Here is a 20673-nt window from a genome sequence, read left to right on the forward strand (position 1 = left end):
ACGACCGTCCCCCGGCCGCACCCATCCCGTAGCGGCCGGGCCGATTACCGAATCCAAGGAGAATCATCATGGCGTTTAACATTCATAACCGTAACCTGCTCAGTCTGGAACACCACACCCCACGTGAGCTGCGTTACCTGCTCGACCTGTCCCGCGATCTGAAACGCGCGAAGTACACCGGCACCGAGCAACAGCATCTGAAGGGCAACAACATCGCCCTGATCTTCGAAAAGACCTCGACCCGCACCCGTTGCGCCTTCGAAGTGGCGGCCTATGACCAAGGCGCCAACGTCACCTACATCGACCCGAACTCCTCGCAAATCGGCCACAAGGAAAGCATGAAGGACACCGCCCGCGTGCTCGGGCGCATGTACGACGCCATCGAGTACCGTGGCTTCAAACAGGAAATCGTCGAAGAGCTGGCCAAGTTCGCCGGCGTGCCGGTGTTCAACGGCCTGACCGATGAATATCACCCGACCCAGATGATCGCCGACGTGCTGACCATGCGTGAACACGCTGACAAGCCGATCCACGAAATCAGCTACGCCTACTTGGGCGACGCGCGAAACAACATGGGCAACTCGCTGCTGCTGATCGGCGCCAAACTGGGCATGGACGTGCGCATCTGCGCACCGAAAGCGCTGTGGCCGCTGGACGATCTGGTAGCGCGCTGCAAAAAATACGGTGAGGAAAGCGGCGCACGCATCACCCTCACCGAAGATCCGAAAGAAGCGGTCAAGGGCGTCGACTTCATTCACACCGATGTCTGGGTATCGATGGGCGAACCGGTGGAAGCCTGGGCCGAGCGCATCCAGCAACTGCTGCCGTATCAGGTCAACGCCGACCTGATGAAAGCCACCGGCAACCCGCGTACCAAGTTCATGCACTGCCTGCCGGCCTTTCACAACAGCGACACCAAGGTCGGCAAACAGATCGCCGAGCAGTATCCGCACCTGAAAAACGGCATCGAAGTGACCGACGACGTGTTCGAGTCGCCAGCCTGCATCGCCTTCGAGCAAGCGGAAAACCGCATGCACACGATCAAGGCGATTCTGGTTTCGACCCTGGCTGATCTCTGACGCCACAGCGCTCCCACTGAAGGAACCGGAAACCCAATGTGGGAGCGAGCCTGCTCGCGAAAGCGTCAGATCAGACAACATCACTGTTGAATGACATACCGCATTCGCGAGCAGGCTCGCTCCCACAGGGATTCCGGTTCCGACAGGGGGATCGAATCGTTTGTCATTCCTCTGCTTAGAAGGATTGCACCATGCGTATCGTCGTAGCCCTGGGCGGTAACGCCCTGCTCCGCCGTGGTGAGCCGATGACCGCTGACAACCAGCGCGCCAACATCCGCATCGCCACCGAGCAAATCGCCAAGATCCATCCCGGCAACCAACTGGTCATCGCTCACGGCAATGGCCCGCAAGTCGGCCTGCTGTCGCTGCAAGCGGCGGCCTACACCTCCGTCACCCCCTACCCGCTGGACGTGCTCGGCGCTGAAACCGAAGGCATGATCGGCTACATCATCGAACAGGAACTGGGCAATCTGCTCGACTTCGAAGTGCCGTTCGCCACCCTCCTGACCCAGGTCGAAGTCGACGCCAACGACCCGGCCTTCAAGAATCCGAGCAAACCGATCGGCCCGGTGTACGAGAAAGCCGAAGCAGAAAAACTCGCCGCCGAGAAAGGCTGGGCAATTGCACCGGATGGCGACAAATTCCGCCGCGTCGTAGCCAGTCCAAGGCCGAAACGCATCTTTGAAATCCGTCCGATCAAGTGGTTGCTGGACAAGGGCAGCATCGTCATTTGCGCCGGTGGCGGCGGCATTCCGACCATGTACGACGAGCAACGCACCCTCAAAGGCATCGAGGCGGTGATCGACAAGGATCTGTGTTCGTCGTTGCTTGCCGAGCAACTGGAAGCCGACCTGCTGGTGATCGCCACCGACGTCAACGCGGCTTTTATCGACTATGGCAAACCCACCCAGAAAGCCATCGCCGAAGCCCACCCGGACGAACTCGAACGCCTCGGTTTCGCCGCAGGCTCCATGGGACCGAAGGTGCAGGCAGCCTGCGAATTCGCGCGCCATACTGGCAAGGTCGCGGTGATCGGTTCGCTGGCCGATATCGAAGCCATCGTCCAGGGCACCGCCGGTACGCGGGTCAGCACGGCGAAGCCGGGGATCAGTTACCGATAACAATAAACACCGAAGCAGGCTCAAGACCTGCTTCGCTCCAATGCCTTGAAAGGAGTAGCTCAATGGCCCAGTTCGAACCCGGTCATCTGCATATCGAGCGGCACGCGTTGACCGACGATGACGTCAATTACAACGTGCATCTGGACTATGAAGTGTTCACCGACCCGCAGAAAGGCAAGGGGATTCAGTTCACCCTGCACGGCAGCATGCAGGGCAAGGACATGAAGGAGACGTTTTTCCTGCCCAAGGAAGAGGCCTACAACTTCGCCCGCGATGTCACGCGGATCGCCGAGAAGTACGGAATTCCCAAGACCCACAGCCAGATCGGCTCGGTGCACAAGCATTACGATCTGATGTTTGAAGACATTCGGCAGAAGTTGAATATGCAGTCGGGGGATCCGGTGAACCTCGAGCATTTCGAATAAAAATCAAAAGCCCCTCACCCTAGCCCTCTCCCGGAGGGAGAGGGAACCGATTGGGGATGCTGCAGCATTGCGTCGACCTGATCCTGCATCACTGAATCCATAATCGCCCGGTACTTTCAGGTCGATGCATAACCCCAGACACCTCGGTCGGCTCCCTCTCCCTCCGGGAGAGGGCTGGGGTGAGGGGGCTTTTGATTTAAGGCATACTTGCCCCCCTCCGCTCTGCAGATCACTGAACCGCCCCATGCGTATCCACGTCAGCTTCATCGACCGCGTCGGCATCACCCAGGAAGTCCTGGCTATCCTCGGTGGGCGCAATCTCAATCTGGATGCGGTGGAGATGATCCCGCCGAACGTCTACATTGACGCGCCGACCCTCAGCCCGCAAGTGCTCGAAGAACTGAAAGATGCGCTGTTTCGCGTGCTGGGCGTGGAAGCGGTGACCGTGGTCGATATCCTCCCCGGCCAGCGCCGGCACTTGCAGCTAGATGCCCTGCTCGCGGCGATGACTGACCCGGTGCTGGCCCTCGACAGCGCCGGCAAGGTGCTGCTGGCCAACCCGGCGCTGATTGCCCTGTACGGTCGCGAACCGGCCGGCGAAAGCGTCTCGGCGCTGTTCAATGATCCCGGCCTGCTCGATACCCTGCTGGAAAACGGCTTTCGCCTGCCGTTGCGCGAAATCACTGTAAATGGCCAGACCCTGCTGCTCGACGCCACGCCGATCACCGACGCCGGCGCCCTGCTGACCCTGTATCAACCGAACCGCATCGGCGAACAGCTCTCGGCGTTGCATCACGATCACGCCGAAGGCTTCGACGCGCTGCTCGGCGAATCCCCGGCGATCCGCACACTCAAGGCCCGCGCGCAAAGGGTCGCCGCCCTTGATGCACCGTTGTTGATTCAAGGCGAAACCGGCACCGGCAAAGAATTGGTGGCCCGAGCCTGTCACGCGATCAGTGCGCGGCACAGTGCTCCTTTCCTGGCGTTGAACTGCGCAGCGCTGCCGGAAAACCTCGCCGAAAGCGAACTGTTCGGCTACGCCCCCGGCGCCTTCACCGGCGCGGCGCGTGGCGGTAAACCGGGGCTGATGGAACTGGCCAACCAGGGCACGGTGTTCCTCGATGAGATCGGCGAGATGTCGCCGTACTTGCAGGCCAAACTCCTGCGTTTTCTCAACGACGGCAGCTTCCGCCGCGTCGGTGGTGATCGGGAAGTAAAGGTCGACGTGCGCATCCTCAGCGCGACCCACCGCGATCTGGAGAAAATGGTCAGCGAAGGGCTGTTCCGCGAAGACCTGTTCTATCGCCTCAACGTGCTCAACGTCGAAGTGCCGCCGCTGCGTGAACGCGGTCAGGACATCCTGCTGCTGGCGCGCTACTTCATGCAGCAGGCCTGCGCGCAGATCCAGCGCCCGGTCTGCCGCCTGGCGCCCGGCACTTATCCGGCGCTGCTCGGCAATCGCTGGCCGGGCAACGTGCGGCAGTTGCAGAACGTGATTTTCCGTGCGGCGGCGATTTGCGAGAGCAGTCTGGTCGATATCGGCGACCTCGACATCGCCGGCACTTCAGTGGCGCGCCAGGCCGATACCGACGTCGACAGCCTCGAGCAAGCGGTCGAATCGTTCGAAAGAGAGCTGCTCGAGAAGCTCTACGTCAGCTATCCCTCGACCCGGCAACTGGCGAGCCGCTTGCAGACCTCCCATACCGCAATTGCCCATCGCCTGCGCAAATACGGCATTCCCAATAAACCGTGACTACCGCGCATCCCTATTGCAGGAAATTCCCCATGTGGGAGCGAGCCTGCTCGCGAAAGCGGTCTATCAGCAAAATAGCTGGCGCCTGACACACCGTATTCGCGAGCAGGCTCGCTCCCACAGGATTTATGGCGGATTCGAAATCCGTCCAAAAACGACCTCCACCTGTACCGAAAGCGCTACAGCGGAACGATATCGATACACCCGCCTGTGACCAGCGCTGCGCAACGCTTTGATCCGGTTCAGCTTTTCTCCTCGCCCCAAGCTGTAGCGATTTCGCTACAACAGCAACATCCCAACAAACTCCAAAACAACTCAACCAATTGATTTATATGGATAAATCAACCTTGGCCGCATTCTTGCTACCTGCCTCCTCATCTATTAAGGGCTTCCCCGCCCCAAGCTTTCCACCGCGTCCACCAGACGAGTCTGGCCCCTGAGGAGTTTCCATGAGCGAGTTGCGTTTTACTGAAGATCATGAATGGCTGCGCACCGAAGCCGACGGCAGTGTCACTGTCGGCATCACCGCATTCGCGCAGAACGCCTTGGGCGACGTGGTGTTCGTGCAACTGCCTGAGCTGCAGGCTTACGAAAAAGGCGCTGAAGCCGCCACCGTGGAATCGGTGAAAGCCGCCAGCGGCGTGTACATGCCGCTCGATGGCGACGTGCTGGAAGTCAACCCGGCGCTGCAAGACGCCCCGGAACTGGTCAACGAAGATCCCCTGGGCGAAGGCTGGTTCTTCCGCTTCCAGCCAAGCGACGCCGCCGCTGTCGGCAAACTGCTTGATCAGGACGCTTACGACCGTCTGATCAAAGCCCAAGCCGAAGCCTGAGGAGTTACACCATGACCGCCATCAATCTCGGCACCGCCAACGAATTCATCGCCCGTCACATCGGCCCGCGCGCCGGTGACGAGCAAGCCATGCTCAACAGCCTCGGCTTCGATTCCCTCGAAGCCTTGAGCGCCAGCGTCATCCCGGAAAGCATCAAGGGCACCAGCGTGCTCGGCATGGACGACGGCCTCAGCGAGGCCGACGCCCTGGCGATGATCAAATCCATCGCTGGCAAAAACCAACTGTTCAAGACCTACATCGGCCAGGGTTACTACAACTGCCACACGCCGTCGCCGATCCTTCGCAACCTGCTGGAAAACCCGGCCTGGTACACCGCTTACACCCCGTACCAGCCAGAAATTTCCCAGGGCCGTCTCGAAGCGCTGCTGAACTTCCAGACCATGATCAGCGACCTTACCGGCCTGCCGATCGCCAACGCCTCCTTGCTCGACGAAGCCACTGCTGCTGCCGAAGCCATGACCTTCTGCAAACGCCTGAGCAAGAACAAGGGCAGCCACCAGTTCTTCGCCTCGATCCACAGCCATCCGCAGACCCTCGACGTGCTGCGCACCCGTGCCGAGCCGCTGGGTATTGACGTGGTTGTGGGTGATGAACGCGAACTGACTGACGTCACGCCGTTCTTCGGCGCGCTGCTGCAATACCCGGCGAGCAACGGTGATGTGTTCGACTACCGCGAGCTGACCGAGCGCTTCCACGCCGCCAACGCTTTGGTCGCTGTGGCCGCTGATTTGCTGGCCCTGACGCTGCTGAGCGCACCGGGCGAATTCGGTGCCGACGTCGCCATCGGTTCGGCGCAACGCTTCGGCGTGCCGCTGGGCTTCGGTGGCCCGCACGCCGCTTATTTCTCCACCAAAGATGCGTTCAAGCGCGACATGCCGGGCCGTCTCGTCGGTGTCTCGGTTGACCGTTTCGGCAAGCCGGCGCTGCGTCTGGCGATGCAGACCCGCGAGCAACACATCCGCCGCGAGAAGGCCACATCGAACATCTGCACCGCCCAAGTGCTGCTGGCCAACATCGCCAGCATGTACGCCGTCTACCACGGTCCGAAAGGACTGACCCAGATCGCCAACCGCGTGCATCACCTGACCGCGATTCTGGCCAAGGGCCTGACCGCGCTGGGCGCTCAAGTCGAGCAGGCAAACTTCTTCGACACCCTGACCGTTGCCACCGGCGCGAACACCGCCGCGCTGCACGACAAGGCGCACGCTCAGCAGATCAACCTGCGTGTGATCGACGCTGAACGTCTGGGCCTGTCGGTCGACGAAACCACCACTCAGGCTGATATCGAAACCCTGTGGGGCCTGTTCGCCGACGGCAAGACCCTGCCGGACTTCGCTGCGCTGGCCACCTCGGTGCAGAGCACCATTCCTGCTGCGCTGGTGCGCCAGTCGCCGATCCTCAGCCACCCGGTGTTCAACCGTTATCACTCGGAAACCGAGCTGATGCGCTACCTGCGCAAACTGGCGGACAAGGACCTGGCACTGGATCGCACCATGATCCCGCTGGGCTCGTGCACCATGAAACTCAACGCCGCCAGCGAAATGATCCCGGTGACCTGGGCCGAATTCGGTGCATTGCACCCGTTCGCCCCGGCCGCACAAAGCGCCGGTTACCAGCAACTGACCGATGAGCTGGAAGCGATGCTCTGCGCCGCCACCGGTTACGACTCGATCTCGCTGCAACCGAACGCCGGTTCGCAAGGTGAATACGCAGGTCTCCTGGCGATCCGCGCCTACCACCAGAGCCGAGGCGATGAGCGCCGCGACATCTGTCTGATCCCATCGTCGGCCCACGGCACCAACCCGGCCACCGCGCAAATGGCCGGTATGCGCGTGGTCGTTACCGCGTGCGATGCACGTGGCAACGTCGACATTGAAGACCTGCGCGCCAAAGCCATCGAGCACCGCGAACACCTCGCCGCGCTGATGATCACCTACCCGTCGACCCACGGCGTGTTCGAAGAAGGCATTCGCGAAATCTGCGCGATCATTCACGACAACGGCGGCCAGGTGTACATCGACGGCGCCAACATGAACGCGATGGTCGGCCTCTGCGCACCGGGCAAGTTCGGCGGCGACGTCTCGCACCTGAACCTGCACAAAACCTTCTGCATCCCGCACGGCGGTGGCGGCCCGGGCGTCGGTCCGATCGGCGTCAAATCGCACCTGACCCCGTTCCTGCCCGGCCACGGCCAGATGGAACGCAAGGAAGGCGCGGTCTGCGCGGCACCGTTCGGCAGCGCAAGCATTCTGCCGATCACCTGGATGTACATCCGCATGATGGGTGGCGCCGGTCTGAAGCGCGCTTCGCAACTGGCGATCCTCAACGCCAACTACATTTCCCGTCGCCTCGAAGAGCATTACCCAGTGCTGTACACCGGCAGCAACGGCCTGGTGGCGCACGAGTGCATTCTTGATCTGCGTCCATTGAAAGACAGCAGCGGCATCAGCGTCGATGACGTCGCCAAACGCCTGATCGACTTCGGTTTCCACGCGCCGACCATGTCGTTCCCGGTCGCCGGCACGCTGATGATCGAGCCGACCGAAAGCGAATCCAAGGAAGAACTGGACCGCTTCTGTGACGCGATGATCCGCATCCGCGAAGAAATTCGCGCAGTGGAAAACGGCACCCTGGACAAGGAAGACAACCCACTGAAAAACGCCCCGCACACCGCAGCGGAACTGGTTGGCGAATGGACCCACCCGTACAGCCGCGAGCAAGCGGTGTACCCGGTCGCGTCGCTGATCGAAGGCAAATACTGGCCGCCGGTCGGCCGCGTCGACAACGTCTTCGGCGATCGCAACCTGGTGTGCGCCTGCCCGTCGATCGAAAGCTACGCTTAATGGAATGAGGGGCTGAATATCGGCCCCGACTTCAGCAACACCCTACATCCCCCTGTGGGAGCGAGCCTGCTCGCGAAGGCGCCATTTCAGTCAACGTAAATGGTGGCTGATCCGACGCTTTCGCGAGCAGGCTCGCTCCCACAAGGGATCTGCACCGATCTCAAACTGCGCCAATCGCTATAACAAGAAACCGGAGAACCACTCATGTCGTTAAGCGTGTTCGACCTGTTCAAGATTGGCATCGGTCCCTCCAGCTCCCACACCGTCGGCCCGATGCGTGCTGCTGCGCGTTTCGCCGAAGGGCTGCGCCGGGAAAACCTGCTGACCAGCACCGCCAGCGTCCGTGTCGAGCTGTACGGTTCGCTCGGCGCTACCGGTAAAGGACACGGCAGCGACAAAGCCGTGCTGCTCGGCCTTGAAGGCGAGCACCCGGACACAGTCGACACCGAAACCGTCGCCACGCGCCTGCAAGAAATTCGCGGCAACGGACGACTGAACCTGCTCGGCGAACACAGCATCGCGTTCAACGAGAAAGAACATCTGGCAATGATCCGCAAACCGTTGGCCTATCACCCCAACGGCATGATCTTTCGCGCCTTCGACGCAGCGGGGATTCAGATCCGCAGTCGCGAGTACTACTCGGTCGGCGGTGGTTTCGTTGTCGATGAAGATGCTGCCGGCGCCGATCGCATCGTCGAAGACGCCACGCCGCTGACCTTCCCGTTCAAAAGTGCCAAGGACTTGCTCGGTCATTGCGCTACCTACGGGCTGTCGATCAGCCAGGTGATGCTGACCAACGAGAGCGCCTGGCGCCCGGAAGCCGAAACCCGTGCCGGCCTGCTGAAAATCTGGCAAGTGATGCAGGACTGCGTTGCCGCTGGTTGCCGTAACGAAGGCATTTTGCCGGGCGGTTTGAAGGTCAAACGCCGGGCGGCGGCGCTGCATCGGCAGCTGTGCAAGAACCCGGAATCGGCGCTGCGCGATCCGCTGTCGGTGCTCGACTGGGTCAATCTTTATGCACTGGCGGTCAACGAAGAAAACGCCAACGGCGGGCGCGTGGTCACCGCTCCCACAAATGGCGCGGCGGGCATCATTCCGGCGGTGCTGCATTACTACATGCGTTTTATTCCCGGGGCGAATGACGACGGCGTCGTGCGTTTTTTGCTGACCGCTGCCGCGATCGGCATTCTTTACAAGGAAAACGCTTCGATCTCCGGTGCCGAAGTCGGTTGTCAGGGTGAAGTCGGTGTGGCCTGCTCAATGGCGGCCGGCGCTCTGTGCGAAGTGCTCGGCGGCAGCGTGCAACAAGTCGAGAACGCCGCGGAAATCGGCATGGAACACAACCTCGGCCTGACCTGCGACCCGATCGGCGGCCTGGTACAAGTCCCGTGCATCGAACGCAATGCGATGGGTTCGGTGAAAGCCATCAATGCCGTGCGCATGGCCATGCGTGGCGACGGTCAGCATTTCGTCTCCCTCGACAAAGTCATCCGCACCATGCGCCAGACCGGCGCCGACATGAAAAGCAAATACAAGGAAACCGCCCGCGGCGGCCTGGCGGTCAACATTATCGAATGCTGATTACGAACTCAGCCAAACGTAACTAGCTCCCTCTCCCTCCGGGAGAGGGCTGGGGTGAGGGGCTCTTGATCTTGCCTCTCACCCGCAACCCAAATTCAAAGGAGCCACGCATGTCCACCGAAACCTTGTCGAAAACCCCGCTACACGCACTGCACCTCGAACTCGGCGCGCGCATGGTGCCGTTCGCCGGCTACGACATGCCCGTGCAATACCCGCTCGGCGTGATGAAAGAACACCAGCACACCCGTGAGCAAGCCGGGTTGTTCGACGTCTCGCACATGGGCCAGATTCGTCTGACCGGCGCCAATGCGGCCAAAGCCCTGGAAACCCTGGTGCCGGTGGACATCATCGACCTGCCGGTGGGCATGCAGCGTTACGCGATGTTCACCAACGAAAGCGGCGGCATCCTCGATGACCTGATGGTTGCCAACCTCGGTAACGACGAGTTGTTCCTGGTGGTCAACGCCGCGTGCAAGGATCAGGATCTCGCGCATCTGCAAAAACACATCGGCGATCAGTGCACCATTACGGCGCTGTTCGAAGAGCGCGCCCTGCTCGCCCTGCAAGGTCCGGCAGCCGTCACTGTGCTGGCGCGTCTTGCGCCGGACGTGGCGAAGATGACTTTCATGCAGTTCAAGCGTGTGTCATTGCTCGGCGTGGACTGCTTTGTCAGCCGTTCGGGCTACACCGGTGAAGACGGGTTCGAGATCTCCGTCCCGGCCGCCGAAGCGGAAAAACTCGCCCGCGCCCTGCTTGCCGAACCAGAGGTCCAGGCCATCGGCCTCGGCGCCCGTGACTCGCTGCGTCTGGAAGCCGGCCTGTGCCTGTACGGCCATGACATGAACACCGAGACCACACCAATTGAAGCCAGCCTGCTCTGGGCGATCTCCAAGCCACGCCGCCCTGACGGCGCGCGGGCCGGCGGTTTCCCGGGCGCCGAGCAAATTTTCGCGCAGCAACAAAATGGCGTCGCACGCAAACGCGTCGGCCTGCTGCCACAGGAGCGCACCCCGGTGCGTGAAGGCGCAGAAATCGTCAACGAGGCCGGCGAGATCATCGGCAGCGTCTGCAGCGGTGGCTTTGGTCCGACCTTGGGCGGGCCATTGGCGATGGGTTACCTCGACAGCGCTTACGTCGCACTCGATACACCCGTGTGGGCCATCGTCCGTGGGAAAAAGGTGCAAATGCTTGTAAGCAAAATGCCATTTGTTCCACAACGCTACTATCGCGGTTGATCGACTGTTTCTATAAGTAACGCGATTGCGTTATACGTGCACTAATGTGTAACGCAATCGCCATAAAACAGTGCGTTTTTTAACATCCGTTTCGAATATGAACGTTGCTTATAACGTTTGCTGAAAATAGAACCAGACAATCGTCCAAGACTGAACTAGTTTGCTGACGAAATGCCATGAAGAGCAGTAAAACCGGGGCCTTCGCAGGGCTTGTTTTTTCTCCCGTAGTTGGCGTAGAGTTTGTCCACTGTGTTTGCATGGGTCAGCTTGGAATCGTGACCTGGGCAGTAGCCTACAAGTTAGCTACATCCCGCTCGACGTCTTCTTACTCCTTGCAACCAGCTCCAGTACTCTTTCATGTGAAAGGGGCTGTCATCAATTTATGCGTCAAAGGAAATAAGAAATGTCCACACGTCAGAGCGGTACCGTCAAGTGGTTTAACGACGAGAAAGGTTTTGGTTTTATCACTCCAGAAAGCGGTCCGGATCTGTTCGTACATTTCCGCGCCATTCAGGGCAACGGCTTCAAAAGCCTGAAAGAAGGCCAGAAAGTGACTTTCGTTGCTGTGCAAGGCCAGAAAGGCATGCAGGCTGACGAAGTACAAGCAGAAGCCTGATCTTCTGATACGAAAAAGCCCCTGATATTGATATCAGGGGCTTTTTTGTGCGCGCTAATCCGTAAAATGGCGCTTCCATTCACGCCTTGAGGCTGCCATGTCGAAACACCTGCTCACGCCGCAAGGGGACTTTCCTCCCGTTGCTCTCGGTCGTCGTCTGGCGGCAATGTTCTACGACTTCCTGCTGTGCACCGCCCTGCTGATCGTCACCGGATTTATTTACAAGTTGATTCAGGCCGCAATCATTGGCGAAGAACGTTTGCGGGTGATGACCGATGCCGGCCAGCTCGATGGCGATCCGCTCTACTCCACGGTGCTGCTGTTGGTGTTGTTCGGCTTCTTCGCCAAATTCTGGACCCACGGCGGACAGACACTCGGCATGCAGGTGTGGGGCATCCGCGTGCAGAACGCCAACGGCACAGCGATCAGCCTGTGGCAGGCGCTGCTGCGCTTTATGGTGTCGATCGCGTCGTGGTTGTGTGTCGGGTTGGGGTTCTTCTGGTCGCTGTTCGACAAGCAGAAACGCACTTGGCATGACATCTATTCGGATACCCGTGTGGTACGAATCCCGAAGAAGAGCAAATAATTTCCATACTCAAGAGTCGGCCTGTAGTGAGGGGATTTATCCCCGCTGGGTGGCGAAGCCGCCCCAAAATCAACCACCGCGGCGTATCAGACACACCGCGTGCGTTGCTTAACGACTGCTACGCAGCCGAACGGGGATAAATCCCCTCACCACAGGGCTCACTCCTACAAGGGGTTCACTCAGGCGTTACCGGCCAGCTTCATCCGCGCTGCCTGGGTGAAGTCGAGCATGCGCTTCAACGGGCGGATCGCCTGGGGAATCAGCGCCGGATCGACAAAGATCTCGTTGGTGCCTTCTTTCAAGCTCTTGAGCGTGCGCTCAAGGGTGTTCATGGCCATCCACGGGCAATGCGCGCAACTGCGGCACGCCGCGCCATTACCGGCGGTAGGCGCTTCGATGAAGACCTTGTCCGGGCACAGCTGCTGCATCTTGTAGAAGATGCCACGGTCGGTGGCGACGATAAGGGTCTTGTTCGGCAGGCTTTGCGCGGCCGCAATCAACTGACTGGTGGAACCGACGGCATCCGCCAGCTCGATCACCGAAGTCGGCGACTCGGGATGCACCAGAATCGCTGCGTCCGGGTACAACGCTTTCATATCCTCGAGCTGCTTGGACTTGAACTCTTCGTGGACGATGCAGGCGCCATCCCAAAGCAGCATGTCGGCACCGGTCTTGCGCTGAATATACGTGCCCAGGTGCTTGTCCGGGCCCCAGATGATCGTCTCGCCGTTGTCCATCAGGCTTTCGACGATCTCCAGTGCGCAGCTCGAAGTCACCACCCAGTCAGCCCGCGCCTTCACGGCGGCGGAGGTGTTGGCGTAAACCACCACCGTTCGCTCGGGGTGCTGATCGCAGAACGCCGAGAACTCGTCGACCGGGCAACCCAGGTCCAGCGAGCAGGTCGCCTCCAGGGTCGGCATCAGCACGCGCTTTTCCGGGTTGAGAATTTTTGCAGTCTCGCCCATGAACTTCACGCCGGCGACCACCACGGTCTTGGCCGGATGGGCATTGCCGAAGCGGGCCATTTCCAGGGAGTCGGAAACACAGCCGCCGGTTTCTTCGGCCAGGGCCTGAATCACCGGATCGCAATAAAAGTGGGCCACGAGCACCGCGTCCTGAGCCTTGAGCTCGGCGGCGATGGCGGAACGGTAATAAGCCTCCTCTTCTGCCGTCAGCGGTTTGGGCTGTTTGGCGTCGAGGTGGGCTTGAACCAGAAGGCGTTCGGAAATCTGCGTCATGTTCGCAAGACCTGCAGGCGCATTCGCGCGAAAGTCGAGTATACACCCGGCTCCGGACCGCTAGAGGGTACCGCCGGGAGAGTGAGTATCATCAGGCACGGGACAGCGTTGAAGCTGCGCAAGGCTACAGAATATCCCGTTGATACAAAAGATGATTCTGACCTGCGTCAGGTCGGGTCGCGCTGAAACATCGAACGCCCGAATTGCAGGCAAAAAAAAACCCGGAAATCCTCACTTTCGTGGGCCTTCCGGATTTTCTAAACCGCCAAATATGGTGGGTCGTGTGGGATTCGAACCTACGACCAATTGGTTAAAAGCCAACTGCTCTACCAACTGAGCTAACGACCCGCTGTGTGGTGGCGCGTATAATACTGATTTTTAAGGACTATTCAACACCTTTTTTGAAAAAGATCAAAAATAAGGAGTTGGGTCACTCACACCAGCTGCCGCGAAGCCTTCTGCACGCAGGCGGCAGCTGTCGCATTTGCCGCAGGCGCGGCCGTCATCGTCGGCCTGATAGCAGGAAACCGTCAAACCGTAATCAACGCCGAGCTCAACGCCGGCTTGAACGATCTGCGCTTTGCTCAGGTTCTGCAGCGGCGCCTGGATGCGGAAGCCATTGCCTTCTACGCCAGCCTTGGTCGCCAGATTGGCCATGCGCTCGAACGACTCGATGAACTCGGGACGGCAGTCCGGATAGCCGGAATAATCCACTGCGTTGACGCCGATGAAGATGTCGCGGGCGCCGAGCACTTCGGCCCAACCCAATGCCAACGACAGGAAAACCGTGTTACGCGCCGGCACGTAAGTCACCGGAATGCCTTCGCCCAGCTCTTCCGGAATATCGATGCTGGTGTCGGTCAGCGCCGAGCCGCCCATGCCATTGAGGTTCAGTCCGATGACCTTGTGCTCGACCACACCCAGGTCGCGAGCAACGCGGGCGGCGGCATGCAATTCGGCATGCGAGCGCTGACCGTAATCGAAACTCATGGTGTAGCAGGCGTAGCCTTCGGCGCGTGCCATCGCCACGACGGTGGCCGAGTCGAGGCCGCCCGAAAGCAGGATAACGGCACGTTTTTCGGTAGTGTTCAGTTGTTCAATCATCTCAGCGCCCCGGCTCATCATTCCATAGATATTTATGCAACTGCAGTTGCAGCCGCACTGGCAGGTTGTCTGCCACCACCCAATCCGCCAGATCCCTGGCATTGAGGTCATGATGACTTGGGGAGAAAAGCACTTCACCCGCCCGTCGATCAAGCCCGTACTGGATCAGCTTCGATACCGCCCAGTCATAGTCTTCCCGCGAGCAGATGACAAACTTCACCTGATCGTTGCGGGTCAGCAGTTCGATGTTCTCGTAACGGTTGCGATGGGCTTCTTTCGAGCCCGGCGTTTTCAGATCGACGACGCGACTGACACGCGGATCGACAGCGGATACGTCTAGGGCGCCGCTGGTTTCCAGCGACACCTCGTAACCGGCATCACACAACCGCTCAAGCAAAGGAATGGCGTTCGGCTGAGCCAACGGCTCACCGCCGGTGACACAAACGTAGCGCGGACGATAACCGGCCACTTGCTCAAGGATGTCGTCGAGGGTGCGGACGGTGCCGCCGCTGAACGCGTAAGCGCTGTCGCAGTACTGGCAACGCAACGGGCAACCGGTCAGGCGCACGAAAACCGTGGGCAGCCCGGCAGTCCGAGTTTCCCCCTGCAACGAGTAGAAAACTTCGGTAATTCTCAATGTGTCTTGCATAGTCGCCACGGGCGTAACAGCTAAACAGGCTGTCCGCCTCCGTCAGGCACTTCAGGCAATCCCGCCAACGCGTAGACCACAAGAAGCGTGTTTCAGAAAAAGGGCGTGAATTCTAACGAAAAAACCCGCGACAAGCGCGGGTTTCTTCAAAACACGGATGAACAGGCTTACATGCGCTGTAAATCACGCTGGGCCAGCTGCGCGGCGGAAGTGCCCGGATATTGGGACACCACCTGCTGCAGAATGCCTTTGACCTTGTCGGTATGACCGAGGCGGCGCTCTACGTCAGCCAGCTTGTACAGCGAGTCCGGCACTTTGTTGTGCTTGGGATACAGCTGCGAAACCTTGGCAAAGGCCTGACCTGCACCTTGCAGATCACCCTTGGCCAGGTTCACTTCGCCCAACCAGTACTGGGCGTTGCCCGCGTACTGGCTGTTGGGGTATTTGCGCAGGAAAGCGGCGAAGGCCTGGCTGGCCTTGTCGAAATCCTTGGCTTTGATCAGGTCGAAAGCGGCATCGTAATACAGCTTTTCCTTGGCCGGATCAGCCGGTTCGCTACCCGCAGCAGGGGCCTGGGCTGCCGCAGCAGCACCCGCGCCTGCGGCAGCACCGGCAGCAGCACTTGCATCGCCACCGGCAGAAGAATTCTCGGGAGTCGCGGCTGGTGCAACGCCGGATCCTATGCGCCGATCAAGATCCTGGTATCGCTCCAGGGATTCCTGCTTCATGCGCGAAACCTGATTCTGCAGTTCTTCGATCACGCCCTGTTGGCGCGAGATCTGATCCTGCATCTGTTGCAATTGGTTGAACAGCATGCCTTGTGCCGAGGCAGGGGCCGAAGCCGCTCCCCCGGCATAGGCGCCGTTCGTACCGTAACCCGCAGGCGGATAACTGCTCCCGCTATTGTTATAACCGGAGTTGTCATCGACCACAGGAACCGCAGCCCACGCCGCAAGCGGCGCGAGGCTGAGAGCCAGAACAGTTACAGCACGACGGCACGTTCGCATATCGAATTACTTACGCAGTTCGACGCGACGGTTCTGGGCCCAGGACTGCTCGTCGTTGCCGGTAGCAACTGGACGCTCTTCGCCGTAGGAAACCAGTTCCAGCTGAGCTGGGGAAACACCTTGCAGTACCAGGTAGCGCTGAACGGCTTTCGCACGACGCTCGCCCAGTGCCATGTTGTACTCACGAGTACCACGTTCGTCGGTGTTGCCTTCCAGAACAACGCGAGCGCCGTTTGCTTTCAGGTCTTTGGCGTGAACGTCCAGAGCGCGCATGGCTTCTGGCTTCAGGTCCGAGCTGTCGTATTCGAAGTAGAAGGTGGTGATTGCGCGCAGAGCAGCTTCTTCGCTCAGGGAACCGTCAACGGCACCGGTGTTTGCGCCGTAACCAGCGTTTGGATCAACAGCGCCTTCACCGGCGTTGTCGCCGCCTTTGGACGAGCAACCTACAGCTACAGCCATGGCCAGAGCCAGCGCAGCAAATTTACCAAACTTCAGCATTTCCATCGTGAAACTCCTAATGAACCCCAGTGTGTTAAGTAAAACGTGTAGCGCCCGCTCACTTCAGGTAAGGGGACCAGGACGGTTCTCTGACTTCGCCTTGAGCGGTAGGAAGCGGGAGCCTCACGCGTCCATTAATGGACACGAGCATCAAGACTCCCCGGCCCTGTTGGCGGGTGGCGTAGATTACCATGGTGCCGTTGGGCGCAACAGTAGGTGACTCGTCCAGAGTGCTATCAGTGAGGATCTTTACACTACCCCGCTGCAGATCCTGAGCTGCCACCTTGAAATTGGTGAAGCCATCCTGACGATGGATCATCACCAAAGTCTTTTCATCAGCCGACAGTTTCGGGTTGGCATTGTAGTTGCCCACGAACGTCACACGCTCGGCACCACCGCCACCGACGCTGGTTTTATAGATTTGCGGCTTGCCGCCACGGTCGGAGGTGAAGTAGATGGTCGAGCCATCCTTGCCCCAGAACGGTTCGGTATTGATGCCCTGGCCATTGGTTACGCGGCTGATCTGGCGCGAACCGAGGTTCATCACGTAGATATCCGGGTTACCGTCTTTCGACAGAACGAACGCGAGGCGATTGCCATCCGGCGACCAGGCTGGCGCGCCGTTGAGGCCTTCGAAGTTGGTGATCTGCTCACGGCGACCGGTGTCGATGTTCTGCATGAAGATGCGCGGACGCTTCTGCTCGAACGACACGTAGGCAATACGCTTGCCATCCGGTGCGAAACGCGGCGACAGGATCGGCTCGCGCGATTGCAGCAGAGTCACTGCGCGGGCACCGTCATAATCGGAGCGTTGCAGGGTGTAACGGGTGTTCTTCTCGGAGAAACGCTCGGCTGTTACGTACAGCAGACGCGTCGAGAAAGCACCATCAATACCGGTCAGCTTCTGGAACGACTGATCGGAGATGAAGTGCGCCATGTCACGGATCTGGTCGGTCGTGCCGGAAACACTGCCGTCCGCCACTTTCTGCTCGGTGGCGACGTTGAACAGCGCCCACTGCACCTGCAGGCGACCGCCCGCTGGAGCCATGTTGCCGACCATCACGTATTGAGCACCCAATGCCTTCCAGTCACGGAAGATGATTTCGCTCGGCTGGCTTGGCTGGCTGATCATGTTTTGCTTGGGGATCGGCGCGTAGTAACCCGAGTTGCGCAAATCGTTACCGATGATTTCCGCCATGTCATCCGGCAGCACGGCGCCGCCCTGCATACCAAACGGTACGACGGCGATCGGAGTAGCCCGGTCAGTGCCACTGCTGATCAGGATGTTTTTTTCGTCTGCTACCGCTATCCCTGCAAGGCAGCAGATAACGACCAGCATTGATCGAAGAATATTTCTCACAAGCCTAAATCCTCAGGATTGAATGTCATCTTGAATGAACGATACGGAGCAAAATCACTGGGGCTCAAGCCCTGCATTTCCGTCAATCGCCCGATGTTCTTGACTGCGGCTACTGCCGAAGCGTCAAAAGGAGCATCGCCGCTGGACTTTGTGACCGTCGCACCGGTTACGGTGCCATCCGGCAACATACTGATCCGCAGCTCTACTTTCATGCCTTTACGTGCCGAAGGCGGAAGATTCCATCCCTCCGAAACACGCAGCCTGATCAGATCATCGAAATCACCCGCGACGCTGTCGCCGAGTTCATCAGCCTTGGTCGCTGCACGATCCGTCTTGTCCGAAAGCAACTCGGCCAATGCCTGGGCCTTTTTATCCTCAGCCGATTTACGAGCTGCGTCCTGGGCCTTTTTCTTGGCAGCGTCGGCAGCAGCCTTTTTCTTCGCATCTTCGGCGACTTTCTTCTTCGCCTCTTCAGCTTCAGCTTTCTTCTTGGCGTCTTCGGCGGCTTTCTTCTTCGCGTCTTCGACGATCTTCTTCTTGGCTTCTTCAGCAGCGGCTTTCTTCGCCTCTTCTTCAGCAGCCTTTTTCGCCTCGTCTTCGGCCTTCTTCTTGGCTATATCAGCCAATTGTTTCTCTTCGGCCTTTTTCGCTTCGGCTTTCTTCGCGTCGTCGGCTTTCTTGGCTTCATCAGCCTTTTTCGCTTCGTCCGCTTTCTTCGCCTCGTCGGCCTTCTTGGCTTCCTCGGCCTTTTGAGCCGCTTCCTCTTTCTTTTGTTCCGCCGCCTTCACCGCTTCCTGCTCGATCTTTTTCTGTTCGAGCTGTTCGACTTCAGTCTGGCGCGCGGCAGTTTTCTTCGCCTCACCCGCAATCTTCTGATTGGTCTGGGTGGTCGCCGGACTTTTCGATTTCAGCTGGTACAGAGTCGCCTGGACGATCGGCTTGGCCGGCGGCAGTTCGGGCGTGAAGGCAAAACTGACGAACAGCATGCCAAACACCAGCACGTGCAGGACGATTGCCAGAACACTAGGCCAGAAGTAGCTTTCCGAGGCGGACGGCTCTCGCTGTTGCTGCATCAGGGGGCCTCGGTAATCAGACCAACGTTACCGACCCCGGCTTTCTGCAACCCGCCCATTGCACCCATGACGGCGCCGTAGTCGACAGTCTTGTCGCCACGAATGAACACCTGGGTGCGTTTGCCGTTTTCAGTGCCAGTGCGAATGATCTTGGTCACCGCGTCGGTCATTTGCGGCAGGGTCATGGCCCTGTCCTGTTGCTTCTCGGTGTCGACTTCGCTGCCAAGGTTCCAGTAGTAGGTCTTGTCAGCCTTGATCGAAATGGTCAGGACCTGGGTGTTGTTGTCCTGCGGCAAGGCTTCGCTGGAAACCTTGGGCAGATCAACTTTCACGCCCTGATTGAGCATCGGCGCGGTCACCATGAAGATGACCAGCAGCACCAACATCACGTCGATGTAGGGCACCACGTTCATCTCGGCGACCGGCTTGCGCTTTTTGCGAGCTCGAGCGATTAAAGCCATCGGGAAATACCTGCTTATTCTTCGCTGGTGTGCACTTTGCGGTGCAGGATCGCCTGGAATTCATCGGCGAAGGTGTAGTAGCGGCCCAGCAAGGTTTCGCTGCGCGCAGCAAAACGGTTGTAAGCGATGACCGCCGGGATCGCAGCGAACAGGCCGATCGCGGTGGCGATCAGGGCTTCGGCGATACCCGGGGCAACGGTGGCCAGGGTCGCTTGCTGGGCGCTGGCCAGACCGCGGAAGGAGTTCATGATCCCCCAAACGGTACCGAACAGACCGATGTACGGGCTGACCGAACCGACGGTGGCGAGGAACGGCAGGCTCTGCTCCAGCTTCTCTTCTTCACGGGAGATGGCCACGCGCATGGCACGGGCGACACCTTCCATCACGGCTTCAGGATCGACACCTGGCTGCTGACGCAGACGGGAGAATTCCTTGAAGCCGGCACGGAAGATCTGCTCCACACCCGAATCCGGATCAGGGTTGCTGCCGGCCTGACGGTACAGTTTGGACAGGTCGATACCCGACCAGAAGCGCTCTTCGAAGCTCTCCAGGGCGCGTCGACCGGCGCGCAGCAAGTTGCTGCGCTGAAAGATCATGATCCATGAGGTCACCGATGCGGCCACCAGGGTCAACATTACCAACTGCACCACGATGCTGGCATTGCTGACCAGGCTCCACATGGAGGAATGGTCGACGACGTTAGCTTCCACGCTTTATCTCCTGCTTTGAGTGTGTACCCGGGCCGACCGCGTCGGCGAAGGCCGCACGCAGGTCTTCGGGAAGGGCCCGGGGTTTCAAACTGTCGGTGCGCACGCAGGCCACCAAAAACTGCCCTTCGCAGAGCAGCACATTATCCGTGGCCCGCCTGACCTGCTGTCGGAAGCGCAGGCTGGCACGGTTCAATTCGATTACATCAGCGCTTACCAGCAATTCGTCGTCCAGTCGCGCCGGCGCGTGGTAGCGCGCTTCGCTGGAATGCACGACGAACAACAGGTCCTCTCCGGCAAGCACAGATTGGGCAAAGCCCAGCTCCCGTAGCCGCTCGGTTCGAGCCCGTTCCATAAACTTGAGGTAATTAACGTAATACACGATGCCGCCCGCATCGGTGTCCTCGTAATAAACGCGACAACGATGTGCGAACGGCTCAAGCCCGTTTTGCGCGCGCATACTCTAGTGCTTACTCCTCAGGT

The 20673-nt window shown here is 59.5% G+C and carries 20 protein-coding genes and 1 tRNA gene; 10 read left to right on the plus strand and 11 right to left on the minus strand.

Features of this window, described 5'->3' with window-relative positions; translation table 11 throughout:
• Positions 1 to 68: 68 nt before the first annotated feature.
• The 10 genes from HU724_RS21885 to HU724_RS21930 all read left to right on the plus strand — a co-directional run bounded on the left by HU724_RS21885 (position 69) and on the right by HU724_RS21930 (position 12093).
• Positions 69 to 1079 (plus strand): ornithine carbamoyltransferase, encoded by a 1011-nt coding sequence (locus HU724_RS21885; RefSeq protein ID WP_024014074.1) that lies wholly within the window; start codon positions 69 to 71, stop codon positions 1077 to 1079.
• A 191-nt stretch (positions 1080 to 1270) separates the two neighbouring features.
• Complete coding sequence (arcC, locus tag HU724_RS21890) at positions 1271 to 2200, plus strand: carbamate kinase (protein WP_186567661.1); 930 nt, start codon at positions 1271 to 1273, stop codon at positions 2198 to 2200.
• A 62-nt stretch (positions 2201 to 2262) separates the two neighbouring features.
• Complete coding sequence (locus HU724_RS21895) at positions 2263 to 2625, plus strand: DUF5064 family protein (RefSeq protein ID WP_042607276.1); 363 nt, start codon at positions 2263 to 2265, stop codon at positions 2623 to 2625.
• 244 nt (positions 2626 to 2869) lie between these two features.
• Positions 2870 to 4378, plus strand: a complete 1509-nt coding sequence (gene gcsR / locus HU724_RS21900; RefSeq protein WP_073472002.1) for a transcriptional regulator GcsR — start codon at positions 2870 to 2872, stop codon at positions 4376 to 4378.
• A gap of 449 nt (positions 4379 to 4827) precedes the next feature.
• Complete coding sequence (gene gcvH / locus HU724_RS21905) at positions 4828 to 5211, plus strand: glycine cleavage system protein GcvH (RefSeq protein ID WP_039758162.1); 384 nt, start codon at positions 4828 to 4830, stop codon at positions 5209 to 5211.
• An 11-nt stretch (positions 5212 to 5222) separates the two neighbouring features.
• The gene (gene gcvP, locus HU724_RS21910) at positions 5223 to 8075 is read left to right on the plus strand and encodes an aminomethyl-transferring glycine dehydrogenase (protein WP_186567660.1); all 2853 of its coding nucleotides are present in this window, start codon (positions 5223 to 5225) and stop codon (positions 8073 to 8075) included.
• A 204-nt stretch (positions 8076 to 8279) separates the two neighbouring features.
• Entirely contained in the window at positions 8280 to 9656 is a 1377-nt protein-coding gene (locus tag HU724_RS21915) for an L-serine ammonia-lyase (protein ID WP_076563937.1), read from the plus strand.
• Positions 9657 to 9766: 110 nt separating this feature from the next.
• Positions 9767 to 10891, plus strand: a complete 1125-nt coding sequence (gene gcvT / locus HU724_RS21920) for a glycine cleavage system aminomethyltransferase GcvT (RefSeq protein WP_186567659.1) — start codon at positions 9767 to 9769, stop codon at positions 10889 to 10891.
• 403 nt (positions 10892 to 11294) lie between these two features.
• The gene (locus HU724_RS21925; RefSeq protein ID WP_003227496.1) at positions 11295 to 11507 is read left to right on the plus strand and encodes a cold-shock protein; all 213 of its coding nucleotides are present in this window, start codon (positions 11295 to 11297) and stop codon (positions 11505 to 11507) included.
• Between the two features lie 97 nt (positions 11508 to 11604).
• Positions 11605 to 12093: an RDD family protein gene (locus tag HU724_RS21930; protein ID WP_024014082.1), complete on the plus strand. Its 489-nt coding sequence runs from the start codon at positions 11605 to 11607 to the stop codon at positions 12091 to 12093.
• A 179-nt stretch (positions 12094 to 12272) separates the two neighbouring features.
• On the opposite strand, the gene nadA is transcribed toward HU724_RS21930, so the two are convergent.
• The 11 genes from nadA to ybgC form a co-directional block, all read right to left on the minus strand.
• Positions 12273 to 13331: a quinolinate synthase NadA gene (gene nadA, locus HU724_RS21935; RefSeq protein WP_016773509.1), complete on the minus strand. Its 1059-nt coding sequence runs from the start codon at positions 13329 to 13331 to the stop codon at positions 12273 to 12275.
• 272 nt (positions 13332 to 13603) lie between these two features.
• Positions 13604 to 13679 (minus strand) — tRNA-Lys (locus HU724_RS21940).
• Positions 13680 to 13742: 63 nt separating this feature from the next.
• A complete protein-coding gene (queC, locus tag HU724_RS21945) occupies positions 13743 to 14435 on the minus strand; it encodes a 7-cyano-7-deazaguanine synthase QueC (protein WP_186567658.1) in 693 nt (230 codons plus the stop codon).
• A gap of 1 nt (position 14436) precedes the next feature.
• Entirely contained in the window at positions 14437 to 15084 is a 648-nt protein-coding gene (queE, locus tag HU724_RS21950) for a 7-carboxy-7-deazaguanine synthase QueE (RefSeq protein ID WP_041479789.1), read from the minus strand.
• Positions 15085 to 15251: 167 nt separating this feature from the next.
• Positions 15252 to 16091 (minus strand): tol-pal system protein YbgF, encoded by an 840-nt coding sequence (ybgF, locus tag HU724_RS21955; protein WP_024014085.1) that lies wholly within the window; start codon positions 16089 to 16091, stop codon positions 15252 to 15254.
• A gap of 6 nt (positions 16092 to 16097) precedes the next feature.
• Entirely contained in the window at positions 16098 to 16595 is a 498-nt protein-coding gene (gene pal / locus HU724_RS21960) for a peptidoglycan-associated lipoprotein Pal (protein WP_003178634.1), read from the minus strand.
• A gap of 52 nt (positions 16596 to 16647) precedes the next feature.
• Positions 16648 to 17928 carry a Tol-Pal system beta propeller repeat protein TolB gene (gene tolB, locus HU724_RS21965; RefSeq protein WP_186567736.1) on the minus strand — a complete coding sequence of 427 codons (1281 nt, stop codon included), beginning with the start codon at positions 17926 to 17928 and terminating at the stop codon, positions 16648 to 16650.
• 17 nt (positions 17929 to 17945) lie between these two features.
• Positions 17946 to 19022 carry a cell envelope integrity protein TolA gene (gene tolA, locus HU724_RS21970; protein WP_076563941.1) on the minus strand — a complete coding sequence of 359 codons (1077 nt, stop codon included), beginning with the start codon at positions 19020 to 19022 and terminating at the stop codon, positions 17946 to 17948.
• Positions 19022 to 19474: a protein TolR gene (gene tolR / locus HU724_RS21975; RefSeq protein WP_163012734.1), complete on the minus strand. Its 453-nt coding sequence runs from the start codon at positions 19472 to 19474 to the stop codon at positions 19022 to 19024. The genes tolA and tolR overlap by 1 nt, the downstream gene beginning before the upstream one ends.
• Positions 19475 to 19497: 23 nt before the next feature.
• On the minus strand, positions 19498 to 20193 hold the full coding sequence (gene tolQ, locus HU724_RS21980; protein WP_008080223.1) for a protein TolQ: 696 nt from the start codon (positions 20191 to 20193) through the stop codon (positions 19498 to 19500).
• Positions 20183 to 20650, minus strand: coding sequence for a tol-pal system-associated acyl-CoA thioesterase (ybgC, locus tag HU724_RS21985; protein WP_024014086.1), 468 nt, complete (start codon positions 20648 to 20650; stop codon positions 20183 to 20185). The genes tolQ and ybgC overlap by 11 nt, the downstream gene beginning before the upstream one ends.
• Positions 20651 to 20673: the final 23 nt, after the last annotated feature.

This window comes from Pseudomonas iranensis (assembly GCF_014268585.2).
Classification (GTDB): domain Bacteria; phylum Pseudomonadota; class Gammaproteobacteria; order Pseudomonadales; family Pseudomonadaceae; genus Aquipseudomonas; species Aquipseudomonas iranensis.